This is a genomic window from Streptomyces sp. NPDC054840 (assembly GCF_053611065.1).
This window is the reverse complement of the sequence record NZ_JBSGZP010000688.1, coordinates 1-3,841: the sequence shown is the minus strand read 5'-3', so window position 1 is coordinate 3,841 and position 3,841 is coordinate 1. Positions and strand designations below refer to the sequence as shown.

Annotated in this window: 4 protein-coding genes; all 4 read left to right on the top strand. The window is 70.1% G+C overall.

Annotated features, from left to right (window positions below; all coding sequences use genetic code 11):
- Nucleotides 1-227: 227 nt before the first annotated feature.
- A complete protein-coding gene (gene gatC, locus ACWGIU_RS32270; protein ID WP_030010586.1) occupies nt 228-524 on the top strand; it encodes an Asp-tRNA(Asn)/Glu-tRNA(Gln) amidotransferase subunit GatC in 297 nt (98 codons plus the stop codon).
- 5 nt (nt 525-529) lie between these two features.
- Nucleotides 530-2,023, top strand: a complete 1,494-nt coding sequence (gene gatA / locus ACWGIU_RS32265; protein WP_453711655.1) for an Asp-tRNA(Asn)/Glu-tRNA(Gln) amidotransferase subunit GatA — start codon at nt 530-532, stop codon at nt 2,021-2,023.
- Entirely contained in the window at nt 2,020-2,265 is a 246-nt protein-coding gene (locus ACWGIU_RS32260) for a hypothetical protein (protein WP_030010588.1), read from the top strand. The genes gatA and ACWGIU_RS32260 overlap by 4 nt, the downstream gene beginning before the upstream one ends.
- 16 nt (nt 2,266-2,281) lie before the next feature.
- Nucleotides 2,282-3,841: Asp-tRNA(Asn)/Glu-tRNA(Gln) amidotransferase subunit GatB (gene gatB / locus ACWGIU_RS32255; RefSeq protein ID WP_453711654.1), on the top strand; the 1,560-nt coding region annotated here is incomplete at its 3' end.

Here is a 3,841-nt window from a genome sequence, read left to right as displayed (position 1 = left end):
GGCCGGGGCTCCCCCCCGCACCCCCCCCCTCCACCCCCGCCGGGGCCGTATACCTCCCCCCGGCCGCGGTTCCAGGCGCGGGTCGGGCCGCGCCGGGGAAGCCCCACGCAGCGGGCCCGCGCCCAGCCTCGTACGGCATCAGCGCAAACCGTTTCGTGGGTCGGGGGCCGGGCCCCATAGGATTGGGTCCGAAACGAAACATCCACCCACCCCCAGAGGATCGCTGCATGCCTGGCATTACGCGCGAGGAGGTCGTCCACCTCGCTCGGCTGGCGCGCCTTGAGCTGTCCAGCAACGAGCTGGATCACTTCGCCGGACAGCTCGGCGACATCATCGGCGCGGTCGCCCGCGTTTCCGAGGTCGCCGACCAAGACGTCCCGCCGACCTCCCACCCGCTGCCGCTGACCAACGTCATGCGCGCGGACGAGGTCCGTCCGTCGCTCACCCCCGAGCAGGCGCTCTCCGGTGCTCCCGCCCAGGAGCAGCAGCGTTTCAAGGTGCCGCAGATCCTGGGGGAGGACTAACAACCATGGTCGACATCATCAAGCTCACGGCCGCCGAGACCGCCGAGAAGATCGCCTCCGGCGAGCTCACGGCCGTCGAGGTGACCGAGGCCCACCTGGCCCGCATCGACGCCACCGACGAGAAGGTCCACGCCTTCCTGCACGTGGACCGGGAGGGCGCGCTCGCCCAGGCCCGCGCCGTCGACGCCAAGCGCGAGGCCGGCGAGAAGCTCGGCCCGCTGGCGGGCGTCCCGCTCGCCCTCAAGGACATCTTCACCACCGTCGGGGTCCCGACGACCGTCGGTTCGAAGATCCTCGAAGGCTGGATCCCGCCCTACGACGCCACCCTGACGCGCAAGCTGAAGGAAGCCGACGTCGTCATCCTCGGCAAGACCAACATGGACGAGTTCGCCATGGGGTCCTCCACCGAGAACAGCGCGTACGGCCCCACCGGCAACCCCTGGGACCTCACCCGGATCCCCGGCGGCTCCGGCGGCGGCTCCGCGGCGGCCCTCGCCGCCTTCCAGGCCCCGCTCGCCATCGGCACGGACACCGGCGGTTCCATCCGCCAGCCCGCCGCCGTCACGGGCACGGTCGGCGTGAAGCCCACGTACGGCGGTGTCTCCCGCTACGGCATGGTGGCCTTCTCCTCCTCCCTCGACCAGGGCGGGCCCTGCGCCCGTACGGTCCTGGACGCGGCCCTCCTGCACGAGGTGATCGCCGGGCACGACCCGCTCGACTCCACCTCCATCGACGCCCCGGTCCCGCCGGTCGTCGAGGCCGCCCGCAACGGCTCCGTCGCCGGTATGCGCGTCGGTGTGGTCAAGCAGTTCGCCGGTGAGGGCTACCAGGCCGGTGTCGTCCAGCGCTTCAACGAGTCGGTCGAGCTCCTCAAGGAGCTCGGTGCCGAGATCGTCGAGCTGGACTGCCCCTCCTTCGACCTCGCGATGGCCGCGTACTACCTGATCGCGCCGTCCGAGTGCTCCTCCAACCTGGCCCGCTTCGACGCCATGCGCTACGGCCTGCGCGTCGGCGACGACGGTACGAAGTCCGCCGAGGACGTCACCGCCCTGACCCGCGAAGCCGGCTTCGGCGACGAGGTCAAGCGCCGCATCATCCTCGGCACGTACGCGCTCAGCTCCGGCTACTACGACGCGTACTACGGCTCGGCCCAGAAGGTCCGCACGCTCATCACCCAGGACTTCGAGAAGTCCTTCGAGAAGGTGGACGTGATCGTCTCCCCGACGACCCCGACCACCGCCTTCCCCATTGGCGAGCGCACCGACGACCCGCTGGCCATGTACCTCGCGGACCTGTGCACCATCCCGACCAACCTGGCCGGCAACTCCGCCATGTCGCTGCCCTGCGGCCTGGCACCGGAGGACGGTCTCCCGGTCGGGCTCCAGATCATCGCCCCGGCGATGAAGGACGACCGGCTCTACAAGGTCGGTGCCGCCGTCGAGGCGGCCTTCGTCGCACGCTGGGGTCACCCGCTGCTTGAGGAGGCACCGTCCCTGTGAGCACCAGTGCACTGACCAAGGCCAAGGGCTTCAAGAAGTCCAAGACCGGCACCTACCTGTCGATCGGCACCACCGCCTTCGGCGCGATCAGCGTGATCAAGCAGGTCAAGAAGGCCCGCAGCGAGCACGACGTGCTGAAGCTGGTCGACGCCGCCGTGTCCGCCGCCGCCATCGTCACCGGCCTCGCGATCCTGTACCGCGAGCTGAAGCGCCTGGGCGACGACGACGTCCTGCTGGGCTGAGAGGGAAAGTTTCACCGTGACCACCTTCACCGAACTGCTCTCGTACGAGGACGCTCTCGCCTCGTTCGACCCCGTCATGGGCCTTGAGGTCCATGTCGAGCTCGGCACCAAGACCAAGATGTTCTGCGGCTGCTCCACCGAGCTGGGCGCCGAGCCCAACTCGCAGACCTGCCCCACCTGCCTCGGCCTGCCCGGCTCCCTGCCGGTCGTCAACGCGATCGGCATCGAGTCGGCCGTCAAGATCGGCCTCGCGCTGAACTGCGAGATCGCCGAGTGGTGCCGCTTCGCCCGGAAGAACTACTTCTATCCGGACATGCCGAAGAACTTCCAGACCTCCCAGTACGACGAGCCCATCGCCTACAACGGCTACCTGGACGTCCAGCTGGAGGACGGGGAGATCTTCCGCGTGGAGATCGAGCGCGCCCACATGGAGGAGGACACCGGTAAGTCGCTGCACGTCGGCGGCGCCACCGGCCGCATCCACGGCGCGTCCCACTCCCTGCTGGACTACAACCGCGCCGGCATCCCGCTCATCGAGATCGTCACCAAGCCGATCGAGGGCGCGGGAGAGCGGGCCCCCGAGGTCGCCAAGGCGTACGTCGCCGAGCTGCGCGAGGTCATCAAGGCGCTCGGCGTCTCCGAGGCCCGCATGGACAAGGGCCAGATGCGCTGCGACGTGAACCTGTCGCTGCGCCCGACCCCCGAGTCCGAGTTCGGCACTCGCTCGGAGACCAAGAACGTCAACTCCCTGCGTTCCGTGGAGCGCGCGGCCCGCTTCGAGATCCAGCGCCACGCGGCGGTGCTCTCGTCGGGCGGCTCGATCGTGCAGGAGACCCGGCACTTCCACGAGGAGGACGGCTCCACCACGGCCGGCCGCATCAAGGACAACGCCGAGGACTACCGGTACTTCCCGGAGCCCGACCTGGTCCCCGTCGCCCCGGCCCGTGCCTGGGTCGAGGAGCTGCGCGGCGGTCTGCCCGAGATGCCGCGCGTGCGCCGCAACCGGCTCCGCGAGGAGTGGAACGTCACCGAGCACGACATGCAGTCGATCCTCAACGCGGGGGCGGTGGACTCCATCGTCGCCACGATCGAGGCCGGTGCCGACTCGGCCGCCGCACGCAAGTGGTGGATGGGCGAGCTGGCCCGTAACGCCAACGAGCAGGGCGTCGTGGTCGACGAGCTGCCGATCACCCCGGTCCAGGTGGCCCGGGTCGCGGCTCTGGTCGCCGACGGCTCGCTCAACGACAAGCTGGCCCGCAAGGTCCTCGAAGGCGTCCTCGCCGGCGAGGGCACCCCGGACGAGGTCGTCGAGAAGCGCGGCCTGAAGGTCGTCTCGGACGAGGGCGCGCTCGGCGCGGCCGTGGACGAGGCCATCGCGGGCAACGCGGCAATCGCGGACAAGATCCGCGGCGGCAAGGTCGCCGCCGTCGGCGCCCTGGTCGGAGCGGTCATGAAGACCACCCGCGGCCAGGCCGACGCGGCGCGCGTCAAGGAGCTCATCCTGGAGCGCCTGGGCGCGTCTTCAAGCGCAACCACTTCCACGGCTGAGACCGGCGATGCAGCTCCTGGACTGGGG